We start from the raw sequence: 12,944 nt of genomic DNA on the forward strand, positions 1-12,944 counted from the left end.
TCCGCGGCTCTAGCGGGACAGGGCGAACCAGGCTCGGGCGGCGGCGTCGTCGCCGAAGGTCTCCACGCCGGGGCTGTTGAGCCCGATGCGCTCCCACACCAGCAACAGCAGATCGGTGCCGCCGGCCCGCACCGCGGCGTCGCCCTTGGCGTGCTCGAAGCTCATCTTGATGCGGCCCCCGTCATTCACCAGAAGCCATTCCCCTTCGCCGTCGGTGCGGTGCAGATGCAAGCTGGCGTCGGGCAGGGTCATGTCCCAGTTGGCCACCGCAAACGGCAGAACCACTTCGAACAGCTCACTCACGCCGTCGGCCCCCAGGTCGGAGTCAATTGGTCCGGGAGCTCCGAAGGCGGCCTCGGCGTCCCAGCGGTGTACCGCGGTCTCATGGGCCATGCGGCGGAAATAGAAGGCCATGGTGTTCTGCCCGGCCCAGCTCCACACCGCTTCATTGGGATCGGCCTCATCGAGTGCTTCCTGCACGAACTGGTGGCCTTCCTCGAACCAATCCACGATGGCGGCGCCCTCGGGGGGACGGGGAATCTCGTCGGCGGGGATCATCTCGGTGGCCCGCTCGGCCACATGGCGCCCCACCGAGCGGTATACCCGGCCCACATGGGCCAGCAGCTTGTGTACGGTCCAGCCGGGACACGACGGCACGACGGCGTCGATGCCCCTCCGCCCGGCGGCGGCGATGGCCTCACCGTCGGATCGCAGAGCTTGCTGATAGACGGCCCGGTCGATGCTCATGGCGCGACGGTACCAACCCCAACTAGCCCGACCACTAAGTTGAGCCCATGATCGAAGCCAATTGGGACCTCAATACCCTCCGGGTATTCCTCCACATCCTGGGCGCTGCGGTGTGGGTGGGAGGCCAGGTGATAGTGGCCGCCCTGGTGCCAGCCCTGCGCCGGATCGGTCCCGAGGCCACCCAGGCCGCGGCCCAGCAGTTCGCCCGAGTGGCGTGGCCATTCTTCTGGCTGGCGGTGCTGTCGGGCCTGTGGAACCTGCTCGAAGTCGAGTTCGACGACGCCGCCAACAGCTACCACATCACCCTCACCATCAAGATCGTGCTGGTGATTGCCACCGGGGTAACCGCTTGGCTGCACACCAAGGCTGCCGACCGTCGCCGCATCGCCATGATGGGGTCGCTGTCGGGCGCAGCCTCAATCGGCGCCGTGCTGGTGGGCGTGGCGCTGTAGAGCACGCACATACTCCTGTCTCAGATTGTCTCAGAACTCGAAGTCTCCGAAGATCTCGGGGAGAGTGAGGTCGAATCCCACCTCGAAGGCCGCCCGAGCCCCGAACAGGGAGTCCATCGCGGCACTGGTCATTTCGTAGGCGGCCCGGATCTCCACCAGAGCTGCCGAGCCGACCACTGCTCGGGCTTCGATCAACGCGTCGGCGGCCACCGCTCGGTTCTCAACTAGCAGGGCATCGACCGAGTCGCATGCCGCCTGGGCCCGGCGCCGGAACTCCTTGGCCTCGATGACCACGTCCCGGGCCGCGTCGTAGACATCTGCCGGGGTCTCGGAATCGCTGAACGAATACGCCAGGGCCGATGCCGCATGGACGTCTTCAGCGCCGCCACGGTCGCCGGCGGCCGCTTGGATCTCGAAGACTGTGGCAGTGGCCGCGGCCAAATTCGTCCGGGCCTCTGCCAATGCCCCCCACAGCTCGTCGGCAATCTCGGCGTTATATGCAGTGCGGGTCACCGCCAGGGCGGTCAGCGCCGAACGGAACTCGCCGATGGACGTCGCCCGGATGTCGTCGGCCACTGCGGTCTTCAAGTCAGCGGCCAACGCGGTTTGCGCTGCGGCCAGCGAGTCTTTGAGGTACGCGGTACGGGCATTGGCCAGCAGGACTAGTGCCTCGTCAACTGCCCTATAGGCAGACCGGGCCCCTGCCAACACCGAAAGTGTGTTGGCCATCTTGGCATAGCCGGCTTCGTCTGATTCCGAATCAACCTCCCTTTCCCGCTCCTCCACCAGTGCAACCAGGGCACGGGCCAAGTGGCCGGAGAACGCTCCTTCTTCATCTTCGCTTGCGTCTGCGGCATCGCCATCGGTGGCTCCCGCGCCCACGATGGCGCTGCTGGGCGTGTCGGGCGCGGCGAAGGCGGCGGTCACCTCGGCCAGCGTGCTGCGGGCGGCGTCGGCGTAGGCGGCAACCGCCCCCTTGGCCCGCAAAGCCTCGGCCATGGCCATAACGGCGGCCTTGTCGGCATCGTGGGCTGAGGCGTCAGCCTCATCGTTCCAGCCGGTGATGTCAGAAAAGAACCGGGCCCGCTGGGCCGCATCGGCCGCCTCTCCTATGTGAGCACAAGAACTTCGCAGGGCCTCAACCGCTCCGGCGTAGTAGCGGGAGTCGGCGACGACGCCTCCCGCAGAGAACTCCGTGCCCATTTCCGGCTCGGCCATGGGCAAAAGGGTAGTTTGGCAGCATGTCAGAGGCCTTGACCCCCGAGGAGATTGCCCGAAAGATCAAGCGGGCCGGAATCGGCAAGGCCCAATTCGACTTCACCCAGACCTCCATCCTCGGCATCATGGCCGGGGCGTTCATCGCCCTGGGCGGGGTGTTCGCCCTCACCATCGCGGTCAGCCCGGAGCTGGGCACCGGGCCAGCCCGACTGCTCATCGGGGCGGGCTTCTCGCTGGGGCTGTTCTTGGTGGTGGTCACCGGATCGGAGCTGTTCACCGGCAACAACCTGATGGTGGCCAGCTTCTTCAGCCGCCGCATCAGCGGGCCGGAGCTCACCCGCAACTGGGCGCTGGCCTTCGTGGCCAACCTCGTCGGCTCGCTGGTGATCGTATTCCTGCTGTACTTCAGCCGGTGGTGGGCCCAGGCCGACTACGCCTTCTCGGTGCGGACCATCCAGATCGCCAACGACAAGGTGAACCTGTCGTTCGGCACTGCGTTCGTGCGGGGGCTGCTGGCCAACATGCTGGTGTGCCTGGCGGTGTGGATGGCGGTGGCCGGCCGCTCGCTGGTGGACAAGATGATCGGTATCCTCCTGCCCATCACCGCCTTCGTGGCCGCCGGCTTCGAGCACAGCATCGCCAACATGTTCTTCCTGCCCCTGGGCTGGCTGGTGTCCACCGACGCCGAAGCCCTGGCCGCCGCCGGCCTCACCGCCGATCAAGTCGACCGCCTCAACTTCGGTTGGGTGGCCCACAACCTCGTCGCCGTCACCCTCGGCAACATCGTCGGCGGTGCCCTCGTCGGCCTCACCAACTGGACCGTTTACCTAAGACGGCAGTAGCGGTCCCAGGACAGAACTCTGTCCCAACGAGCGTTGTGATCAAAGCCTGAGGTCGCTACCCTGACTGCGTGCCCAAACCTTCGCCCGAATCCCCTATTCCGGGCCTCAGCTACACAGCTCTTGAAAGGTTGTTCAAGGACGCAGAAGCCGACCTGCAAGCTCGCATCGCACAGGGCCATACATTCACCGACCTGGTGACTTGCGATGACATACGAGAGCGAGTCGAGCGCATGCGTTCTCTGACTTAGCGCATTCGCCCGCCTTAGCAGAATGCCCTGGCGATTCTCATCGCTGGATGTACATCTGGACGCTTGGGCAGCAGGTCAGGGCTCTGAAGACATCGAGCAACTGCTGCTGGGCCTGCAAGATCTAGCCAACCGGCCCCTCAACGAGTTGCCAGGCAATCGCTTCCCTGGGCTGTCACCCATGTGGCGCTGGGCAAGAGTGAGAAGCGTGTACGTGGTCTTTCTCGTTGTCGAACCAGAGGGCGTGCTATCCGTGCTAGCAATCACTGACGAGTAGGTCCAGCCTCCCTAGCTCTGTCGTAGGATCAATTGGCTCCTGCCAGTATCCAACTATCTTCCATCACGCAAAAGATCTCCATCCCTTATACACCTTGTTGTCCCGCCACTCCAACCTTCACTCTTCCGCTCATACAATAGCTTTCGTCCAAGATGTACGATCACATATATGAGTAGACATGCGGCCCAGAACATCCATGCCAAGCTGAAATAACCATTTGAGACTGAGACTTCAAATATTCCACTGTCTTCTGTGACTGCAAGAAGTACTAGACAAATGAGTGTATTGGCCAGTAGATACACAGTAATGGCACGTCTCAAGACATAGAGTTCGATATCATCATTTCGTTCTGCTCCTGGGATATCGCAGTTTGCTTCCAATCTTGTTCGAGAACCAAAAAATATTATGTACGTTCCTTTTGCGACCTGCAATGAATTTCTAAGAATGACTGGCGATAAGTCTAATAGGTACCGAATTCCACGCCAGACACACTTGATGACTCTTCGAGGTTGGACAATGCTCAATGCTGCCATAGCAGCGACAAATAATACCGACAATATCAATGTGGTCAATGAGGTCCAGAACCACACCCAAAGCCTGATTGCGATTGCTTGCTTTATCAGCATTGGACCATGCGTTTCGATTGGAGGATGGTTCTTGCCAGTTTTGGGCACTACAAGCGAAAGGACATTCGGCGACATCTCATCAGGATCGATGAATTTAGGCTGTGGTTTTGGGCCGTCAGGTGTCCTAGCGGATACCAACGTTACAATTGAGTCCCCTTCAGTTGTCAAGCAGCGCCTTCTTATATCCACTTGGTAGACTACAACCCGGTGTCCTAGATTGAATGAGGCGCCACTATCGACAATTGCAATCTCCTGTTTTCTACGAAGACTCAATCTGCCCAGTGGGCTGGGCTTGATGGATCGATAGAAGTGATCTAGATTTTCCGACATATGCAATCTTGCAATTATCCTAAATCCTCCTAATTGCAGCCCATCTATGCTTTTATCTGTGCCAGAACCAGATTGAATGTCTATGCTATCCACAACAAAAGCAGGTTTTCGAGAAGATGGTCGAAGAAAGAGGGCCGCAAGAATGCACCTAAGGTGGAAATGAAGTGCAAGTAACGGGTTAGGCGAATCTGGCGTGGCTATCTCCAAAGGAACCCGCCCTGATGTCGCTATGACTTGACTACTTGCACTTCTGGCAATTCGCAAAAGATAGCCACGATGGATTAATTTATTTCGAATTCTCGTGCTTTCGCTGGGCGTGCTATCTCCGATTGCCCTCCACAAAAAAGCCGCTATAGTACAGCTGGCCGCAACGATATACAATATTTGAGCCGCCATAGTGAACGGTGATTTCTATAGCTGGTGGTATGGCCAAGTGTAGCAGTACTACTCAAACTCGGAAGCGGTAGCGCCGAGGTTGGAGGCGTTTTCGGACACTGTACGTTGGGTGGATTCGTTGAAGCCGTCAGGGTTGGTGGCTCGTACTTCTAGGACGAGCTCGACGTCGGGGCCGAGGTGGGCGCTTATGTGTTCGGCGATCTCACCAAGCTCCTTGATGCAGCGCACGGGGTCGAGGTCGAACTGGGCGTAGAACTGGGTTGAACCCTGGGTTGGCGCTGACTCGGCGCCAACCCCCTGGTCACCTGGGGGAGATGTCTCGGGGCCGCCTTCAGGACGCTCAACCGTGAGCTCTGGTTCTGCGGGTTCAGGCAGTCGGTCGGGGTGAACGAGGAGACCACTAGGAGCGGGGATGACGTGTTGGCCGGTTTGGATCCCGACCCAGGTTGACCCGTCGTGGGCATCCGCGTAGGCGAAGGTCTCTTGGGCCCAATCGGTGCTGGCAGTTCCCGCGCTTATGGCAGAGTCGAGCACATGAGGTGATGAGAGCCTCGGCATGTGGGGATAGCGGGCGTAGATTTCTCGCAGCTCCCTCAAGGTCACGTCGCCCTGTTCTGTCCACAGGTCACGGCGGTCGATGTCCATGCGCACCCGCACTCCGCTGTAGGCGGCGATCATCTTTTCCTCAGTGGCCAACTTCTTGGACACCCGAGCTCCTATGTCGCCACTGGCGGTTGCCCTCGTGGTCTGCCACTCAATTTCGGAGGTGCCAGCTTCCTGTTTAGGAGTAAGCACCTGGGTGAACGTCTCTGAAATCAAGCTGTCCACCTGCTGAGAGACTTCCTTCATTTTGCTCTCAGCCTGTCCCTTCTGGTGGGGGGTCAGGTCAAGGGGCTCGTGTTCATCGACGATGGACCGCCAAGCCAGATACAGCCGAGCTGCGTCGCGGAGCTCGCTCAACCGATTGGCCGAGGCGGCCACGAATACGAGCAGGTTGCGATTCAGGCGGGGACCGCCGTGGCGCTGATCCAAGATGTTCTGGGCCAGGGCTACGGCCGGAGAGTGCTCGTCATTGGCTGAATGGGTGGCATCAGGTTCGAGTACCACGAGCCGCACACCGTCATCGTCGTCCGGGACGTCGCCCGGTCCCTCGGCAAACACCTGCACCGCGGCAAAGTCACCTCGGTCCCGTTGATTGGCGAGCCGGACCTTCACTTCATCATCGGCGTGATTGTCGGTGTAGTTCGAAGCGGCCCGGTCTGCAGCCATCCTGGTGACATTGGGCTGGAGCGAATACCAATACTGGGCACCATCCACGTATAGGTGGGTGGCCTCCCCCGAGAGCCGACGAAGCGCGTCAGCGAATTGACCGATTGGCTCGCCGGGCTGCACACAGCCCAGCACCACCGACTTCAGGTCAACTCCCCGCTTGCCATCGGGCCGGGACGCCGAGCCCATGTACACGGTTCGGGCCGCTCGCCTGGTGGCGGAAAGTCGGCCAAAATGGCTGTTGGCGTTGTCAATGCGAAGCGGTAAGGCGTTGGCGCCATCGACGTCCGACTTGATGACTGGATCCCAGGCTTCCTCCAGATACTTCTTCATCTCGCTGACCAGCGCCCCAGAGTCCATCGGCAAGTTGCCCGGCATGATCAAAAGCGACTGGTCGCCGCGCTGCCACAGCTGGGAGATGGCCAGCGCCATCAGCCGCAACACACCGCGGGTTCGCTGGAACTTGTCCAGGGCAGACCAGTCGTCGAAAAGCCGGTCGAACAGCTCAGGGTGGATCGGGTACGACAACTCCATCCGCTTGCGATAGTCGGCCTCGCCCACTCCCGACGGGAACTCCTTGGCCTGGTCCCGGTACATATCGCAGTACGCCCGAATGACTCCGTCGCGCACCCTGGCCATCTCTGACGGCACCGGGTCGAACAGCCGCCGCCGAACAATTTCAAACGACTCATCGGGTGATGCCGGCTGCCACTGGGCTGCCTTGCGGGTGACCACGTTCTTCAGCTTCTCCAGCGCTGTGCGCCCTCGCTCGGCACCCACTTCGACGTCGGAAGCGGGTATCGACACCAGCACTACCACGTTGGAAACTGCCCCGGCGGCTTCGGTGAGCGCCTGGGCAAAGGTGAACTGGGTGTCGAAGTCGCCGCCAACGAGGAGCGGCCCATCGCCGCCGTCGCGCAGCTGTCGGGCGTAGGCCACCCATTCATCGATTAGCACCACTGCCGGGCCGCACTGCTGGAAAAGCGTTCTTAGCGCTGCCCCCGGGTTGGTCCCTGCCTCGTCATCAACTCTGACCAGCTCATAGGCATCCCGTCCGCCAAGTTGATAGGCCATCCGGCCCCACAAGGTGTGAAGAGATACGCCGTCTTCTACCTGCTCAGGCTTCGACGGGGAGATCATCTGGCCGACCATCACCGCCCGAGACACATCATCAGGCAATGACAAGCCTTCTTCAGCAAGGATCTCCCCCACTCCGGGCAACTCTTTGGCCTGCACGCCCGAGGCCAGGTGGTAGAGCGCAATCAGACTGTGGGTCTTGCCGCCTCCGAAGTTGGTCTGCAACTCGATGATCGGGTCGCCCCCACCCCCCGACAGCCGGCGAGCAGCCCCAACGAGTAGATCCCGCAGACCCTGGGTGATGTAGGTGCGAGCGAAGAACTCCTGAGGATCCTGATACTCCGGTTCAGCGTTGCCGCTCAGCACCTCGAACAAATCGGCTGCGAATTCGGCTTGCTCAAAGTTCCCCTGAGCTACATCAGCGTGGGGCGTGATGATCTCTCGCCACGGAGTCAATCCCGCGGTGGGATGGCCCTCGGTGGGCTTGGCCGCCGTCTTGCGACGCTCGGCGCGAGATTCCTCCTCCACCATCTGGCGCATGAGGTCGCGGCGAAGATTTCGGATTTGCTGGCGCTCATCGAGATTGCCGAAGGCCTCCAGCAACCGTTCCATCGAGTCGAGTGCCCGCGCCGTGTCGTCGGTGGACAAGGCTTGCTGGTGCGCCCAGCTGTTGCGAGCATCGGCCACCTCGAACACCAGCGCCCGGATCGCCGGCGGAAAGCCATGGCCGAATACTTCCTGCCAAGTGGCCTTCATCCCCTTGAACAGAAATGCGGCATCTTCAGTGGATGGATTGCGATCAGGAGTGTGCAGCCGACTGTTGACCGTCTCGAGCCACCCGTCGCCGTAGAACCCCTGCCACGTATCCTCGCACTTCGGCCGCATCCCATCGCGCAACAAGTCGAGCGCCCGAGCAATCCGCTCGGTATTGGCCATCACCATAGGTGTTGTTCTCCGTCAACCACGCTCACACCCCCACAATGCCACGCACCAGCGAAACGTTCCCTGCCCAGTGCCAAAACGATGATAGAAAACAACCAATGTACGCCCCACCCGCCACGTCCGAGATTCCACTTCCTGACGGGCAGCCCAGCCTTGCCGATTTGCTGTCCAATACCGCCGGAGTGGGCGACATCGACTTCGAGGTTACTCAGATCCACGAAGCCGCTCAGCCTGCCGGATTCGACTAGAGCATCGATTCTTGGACGGGGCCCGCAGCGGAGGCGGCCGTAGCATCGGCCCCGGCCCGGAGGTTGGGCCAGGCCGTAATGAGACCGTTGTAGGCCCCGGCTTCTGCTGCCCAGCCCTTGTCGTTGGCCTTCTGATAGAGGAGATAGGCAAGCAGGCGGACCCGCTCGCTGTAGCCGCCGAGAGCGTGCAGGAGCTCCGCTGCCTCTGATTCCGACCGCTCCAATGCTGCGACCAGATATTGGAGCGCCTCCCACACCGTGAGACGAGGGTCCGTAGTCGGTAACCAACCTTCAGCAAGTTCAGATCGCTCGTAGAGGCGGAACTTGCCGGCCCGGGCCTCACCAATACCCGATTCTTCAATACCCGCCAGAGAGGTGTTCTTGGCATTAGCCACGCTGTCGGCGTCTCCTGAGGGGCCTGGGTTGTAGCCATGTTCTGAGAACCAGGTGAGGGCGAACCGGGTGTCACGATCTAACTCCGCTTCTTCGCCATCGAGCACCTCGCCCAGTACGTCGTTGATGATTGCCAGCGCCGCCGAGACCGGCATGGATGAACCATCGGCTTCTACGACCTTGGCATACCGTGAGAACACCTTGATTCCTGGCCCGATGGTCGACTGTGCCATATCCACCGGGGCGATATTCCCGGATTGGAGAATGCACACCGCCTCAGGAAGCTCCTCGCGCAGCGCCGCCATGAACTCGCCGCGCGTGGCCAGCGATGCCGAAGCAGGCCGGGGACGACAGGCCAGCACGATTGATGAGGCCAGAGCATTGCTCTTTGAAGCCACCAACCGGTTGCCCAATTCGGTTCTCATGGGCCAAGTGGCATTGACCTGCAAGCCTGCATCTAGAACCGCCTGGAGGAACGTGTCCCAGCCGGTAACGCGCAGTTCGCCGTCGCGGGCCTCGGTCGCCTTGTACGCGTAATAGAGCGTTGCTGGCAGCTCGGCTGGCTGGCACTCGGCGACCTGGTCCATGAACTCGAACATCCCCGACTCGAAGTGCTCCTCGGCCGCTTCCTTGGACCCGGCTCGATGCCGATTGGCGATCAGCTCCTCAGCCTTGGGCGTCAACAATGTGGAGCACTCATCAGGCCAGATATCTAGGAGGCCATTGCGGAGCCAAACAAAGAAGAAGTCGGAGAGATAGGAATACCCCACATTGTCGTAGTAGGGCGGATCGGTAGAAATAGCCGCCCCAGTGGATTCCCTTACACGAGCCCGGGCATCTCGCTGGAGAGCTTCGCCATGAGTCTCAGATGGAAGATGCTCCAAGGCCTTGCGAACCCATGCGACCATGGCAGTCCAATTACCAGCAGAGTTGGAAAATGGATTGCACTCAGCGAAATCCCAAGTCATGGGGATCGCCTGGCGCCCGAAAGTATTGCGAACTAGCTCTCTGGAGTTATGCCAGGTGCAGATGTTCGACCAGTAGTCTGCGCCTTTGTCCACCGCGAATGCCAAGCACGTGACCACAGCGTCGGCATAGGCCTTCGCGCCGCGGCCGCCGTCGCGTAGCCGCACGCCATCGTCAGCCATACCCGCAGCGAGGGCATCCGAAGCCACCTGCTCGGCTACCTCGGCAAGAAGATCAGAAAACGTGGTCAGCGCGGTGAGCTGGCGGGGTGTGAACAACTTCTGATACTCGTCCACCCCATAAATGTGTATCGAGATGCTCCTGGGATAAAGGTCCAAGCGTTGCGACGGAGCATTTGCGGGTGTTTCAACTACGGCAGCTGAAACATCGGAAGACTTGGCTTCGCAATACCATCTACCCAATTCTCCTTCAGCAACGACAGACATCAGATGCTGTCGGAGTCTCCCTTGCCTGCTCTGCTCTCTGATGTAATCAACGTGGATCGCCGCTCCAGTGGCTATGCAGGTGCCGTTGCCCCGGTTCACAGTCCTCTCGTATGCCGGTTCGCCGCCCTCGCGAATCTCGTAGCTGACGGTCTGGGTTTCCCGGTCGATAATCGGCTCAATCCACACCCTAGGCTTGCCTGGCTTGTTGACAAGCGTCCACGACGCCACCAATGGCACATGCCCCGACCAGCTGGGATCAGGCGACTCCACCGTCCGAGCCCATATCCAGGCAATCGGCGTCAGCTTCTCCCCATCCGGACCCGTTGCATCCGGGTACAGGTGCCCGATCCGCCGCTCAGCATCATCTCGCATCCACTCCCCATAGGCCTCCACGTCCGCAGCCAACCCCTGCGCCCGCTCCCAAGTGGTCAAGGTCTTGTCAATGTCCGGATGAACTGGAGGCATCCCAGTAAAGCGCGGCGGTATCTCAATCATCGCCTTGTTGATCAACACCGCCACCGGGTTCAGATCACCAGCCAAGGCCTTCAACCCGAGCCGCTGCGCCTCCAGGGGAATCGCTCCACCGCCGGCAAACGGATCCAGAATCGGCGGAGGCCCATCCGGAAAACAGCGGTCGATCTCTGCTCGCGCCTCAGCTAGCACTTCAGGGTTGTTGGAGTTCTCCCATTTCACCAGCCGCTCCAGAATGCGAAACAACCGCTGCCGTTCTCCTTCCTGCTCCTCTGGGGTAAGCGACTCATCCCCTGACGGATCATCCACCAGCGACGCCCAAATCACCGCTCGAGCCGCCGCCAGTGGCCGCCGAGCCCACCACAAGTGCAACGTCGATGGATGCCCATGCCGAATCGACTTCTCCCGCGCCGCCTCCGCGTTAATCGCCGCCAACGGCAACGCCACCTCAATCAGCTTCGACTTGTATCCCCCATCACTCACAGCGAGCCACGCTACCCCAATGCAGGAGCCTTCCTGGCCCCCAACGGACCTCTGTTCAGCTTCACTCAAGGACTGCGGAAAGGAGGGCTTCATGACGCTTTTGGAATTTCGTGTTGCCGAGAAATGGCAGATAGGTAAACTCCTGAGAATGACATGCTTGGAACTTCACAGCATGGAGAACCGGATGGGCAATGGCTGCACCCCGCATCAACCTGCTCATCCACGTTGCTGCTGCCTGGGAGTAACAACCTTTGGTTCTCTCTCAAAGAGTGCTAAATCTGGCCTGGAATAGTCCCATGAGCAAGTCAGTGACCGTTGCCCAGCTAGCCCAACAAGCAGATATGGACTTGGACGATGCACTAGCCGATCTCTGGGATGCTGGTATCGACGAGGTCCTTGACCCTGATGACCTCATTCCACCGAAAATGCTCAAGGCAGCTGAACAAGCCCTAAATGTTGTGAACCATAAGCAGCAACTCCGAATCGACTATTGGTTGGAGCGAACTGGCCTTACTAGAATTGAATTTGAAGAAATGGCAAGCTCTATCGGGGTACGCATAAAACCAAACATGCGCAAATTGCCGAAGGGTGGACTCCGACGCATAAAGCGACAATTCCAAACTGTACAACCAAAGATAGAGCAGACGGAGACTGAACCAATAGAAAGTCCGCCATTTAAGTGGTTTCAGGTTGGAAATCGGCGTCCTAGTGCATATTTGTTTGAAGAGGACATTCTTGGGATACATGAATCGCTTGTATTGGACTTTGCTATGTCAGATGATCCTATTTCTCCGTCGGAAGTAAGGGATGTAAATCTGATTGGGTCAGCAATCTCTCGCCAGCATACATCTTTGGGCCATGAGCTAAAGTACGAGACCGTTGAGATGGCTGCAGCAGCCCTAATGCATTCCTTAGTATTCAATCACTGCTTTTATAATGGGAACAAGCGGACTGCATTGGTCTCAATGTTGGCTTTCTTGGACATGAATTCAGTGATTGCAACTTGCACTGAAAATGACTTATACCAATTTACTCTGAATATTGCTCGACATAAGATTGTGGATTCACGTTATGACCAACTCGATGATCGTGAAGTGTTGGAAATGGCCTTGTGGATAAGATCTAACAGTAGACGGGTCGAAAAGGGCGAGCGACCAATTCCGTGGCTTCGATTGAGAAGGATTCTCAATCGATATAATTGCGAGTTTTCGACAGATACTGGTAAGGGAAACCGCCTAATAATTCAACGAAGAGTGGAGAACCGTGGGCGAATGCGACGAAAAAAAAGGGCGCTTCTTGAAAGTCGTGTTACATGGAGTGGTGATGGCTCCACTGTTGGAAGAGGGGTTCTACATCAAATCAGGAAAGACCTCGAACTTGACGCAGAACATGGAGTTGATTCAAAGGTCTTTTACGAGGCAGAAGCGGAACCAGATGACTTCATTCAGGTCTATCGTAAGGTTCTGAACAGGCTAGCAAGACTTTAGATGGCATCTCATACTTCTTTTAACTTGGA

General features: G+C 59.2%; 8 protein-coding genes. 4 read left to right on the forward strand and 4 right to left on the reverse strand.

The window, feature by feature from the left end:
* Window positions 1-9: 9 nt before the first annotated feature.
* Window positions 10-747: a maleylpyruvate isomerase family mycothiol-dependent enzyme gene (locus OXG30_12685; protein ID MCY4135748.1), complete on the reverse strand. Its 738-nt coding sequence runs from the start codon at window positions 745-747 to the stop codon at window positions 10-12.
* Between the two features lie 47 nt (window positions 748-794).
* Here OXG30_12685 and OXG30_12690 point away from each other — a divergent pair, with 47 nt between their 5' ends.
* The gene (locus OXG30_12690; GenBank protein MCY4135749.1) at window positions 795-1,199 is read left to right on the forward strand and encodes a hypothetical protein; all 405 of its coding nucleotides are present in this window, start codon (window positions 795-797) and stop codon (window positions 1,197-1,199) included.
* Window positions 1,200-1,229: 30 nt separating this feature from the next.
* On the opposite strand, the gene OXG30_12695 is transcribed toward OXG30_12690, so the two are convergent.
* On the reverse strand, window positions 1,230-2,417 hold the full coding sequence (locus OXG30_12695; protein MCY4135750.1) for a hypothetical protein: 1,188 nt from the start codon (window positions 2,415-2,417) through the stop codon (window positions 1,230-1,232).
* A 23-nt stretch (window positions 2,418-2,440) separates the two neighbouring features.
* On the opposite strand from OXG30_12695, the gene OXG30_12700 reads away from it, so the two are divergent.
* A complete protein-coding gene (locus OXG30_12700) occupies window positions 2,441-3,259 on the forward strand; it encodes a formate/nitrite transporter family protein (GenBank protein MCY4135751.1) in 819 nt (272 codons plus the stop codon).
* A gap of 1,922 nt (window positions 3,260-5,181) precedes the next feature.
* On the opposite strand, the gene OXG30_12705 is transcribed toward OXG30_12700, so the two are convergent.
* Window positions 5,182-8,421, reverse strand: a complete 3,240-nt coding sequence (locus tag OXG30_12705) for a DUF499 domain-containing protein (protein MCY4135752.1) — start codon at window positions 8,419-8,421, stop codon at window positions 5,182-5,184.
* Window positions 8,422-8,519: 98 nt separating this feature from the next.
* Between OXG30_12705 and OXG30_12710 the strand changes: the two genes are divergently transcribed.
* The gene (locus tag OXG30_12710) at window positions 8,520-8,669 is read left to right on the forward strand and encodes a hypothetical protein (GenBank protein ID MCY4135753.1); all 150 of its coding nucleotides are present in this window, start codon (window positions 8,520-8,522) and stop codon (window positions 8,667-8,669) included.
* On the opposite strand, the gene OXG30_12715 is transcribed toward OXG30_12710, so the two are convergent.
* Window positions 8,666-11,428, reverse strand: a complete 2,763-nt coding sequence (locus OXG30_12715) for a DUF1156 domain-containing protein (GenBank protein MCY4135754.1) — start codon at window positions 11,426-11,428, stop codon at window positions 8,666-8,668. The genes OXG30_12710 and OXG30_12715 overlap by 4 nt on opposite strands.
* A gap of 296 nt (window positions 11,429-11,724) precedes the next feature.
* On the opposite strand from OXG30_12715, the gene OXG30_12720 reads away from it, so the two are divergent.
* The gene (locus OXG30_12720; protein ID MCY4135755.1) at window positions 11,725-12,915 is read left to right on the forward strand and encodes a type II toxin-antitoxin system death-on-curing family toxin; all 1,191 of its coding nucleotides are present in this window, start codon (window positions 11,725-11,727) and stop codon (window positions 12,913-12,915) included.
* The last annotated feature ends 29 nt before the right edge of the window (window positions 12,916-12,944 follow it).

It is taken from the genome of bacterium (genome assembly GCA_026708015.1).
Lineage (GTDB): Bacteria > Actinomycetota > Acidimicrobiia > Acidimicrobiales > Bin134 > Poriferisocius.